The sequence below is a fragment of the Arthrobacter sp. MDT2-34-1 genome (assembly GCF_059091365.1).
In genome coordinates this window covers 1-786 of record NZ_JBNHGO010000068.1, presented here as the reverse complement: position 1 = coordinate 786, position 786 = coordinate 1, and the positions used below count along the sequence as shown (strand labels likewise).

The 786-nt window shown below is 64.1% G+C and carries 1 protein-coding gene; it reads left to right on the top strand.

Annotated elements, in window-relative coordinates:
* Window positions 1–743: immunoglobulin-like domain-containing protein (locus AC5RVV_RS17640; protein ID WP_494002649.1), on the top strand; the 743-nt coding region annotated here is incomplete at its 5' end.
* Window positions 744–786 lie beyond the last annotated feature (43 nt).

The following is a 786-nucleotide window of genomic DNA, read 5'->3' as shown; positions in this document are numbered from 1 at the left end:
GCGACGTAACTGCCAACCTCGAGGTCCTGGGGTCGGTGAATGCCGCAAGTGAGGGTGTCTACACCCTCACCTACGTGGTCCAGGACGCGAACGGCAACCAGTCCATCGCGTCACGGTCGGTGGTCGTTGAGGCAGCTGGCGACTATGTCCCGCCAGCCAAGAGCCTGTTCTCCGACGTGGCCACGGACAACGTCTACTACCGGGAAATCTCCTGGCTCGCCGAACGGAACATCTCCACCGGCTGGACCGAAGCAGACGGCACCAAGACCTTCCGCCCCTACGAGGCCATCAACCGCGACGCCATGGCGGCCTTCCTCTACCGGATGGCAGGCGAGCCGGAGTTCACGGCTCCGGCAGAGAGCCCGTTCACGGACGTAGCCACGGACAACATGTACTACAAGCAAATCAGCTGGCTTGCTGCTGAAGGCATCTCCACCGGCTGGACCGAAGCGGACGGCACCAAGACCTTCCGCCCCTACGAATCCATCGACCGGGATGCCATGGCAGCCTTCCTCTACCGGCTCGCCGGAGAACCCCAGTACACCGCACCGTCGGGCTCACCGTTCGGTGACATCGCCGACGGCGTGCAGTTCTACAAGGAAATGGCCTGGCTTGCCGGCCAGGAGATCTCCACCGGCTGGACCGAAACCGACGGCACCAGGTCCTACCGCCCCTGGTCCCCGGTCAACCGGGATGCCATGGCAGCCTTCCTCTTCCGCCTGGACGGCAAACTCGCCAAGTAGCACCGGCAATTAGGTAGCAGCGGCAAAACAGCCCGCCCCGGCG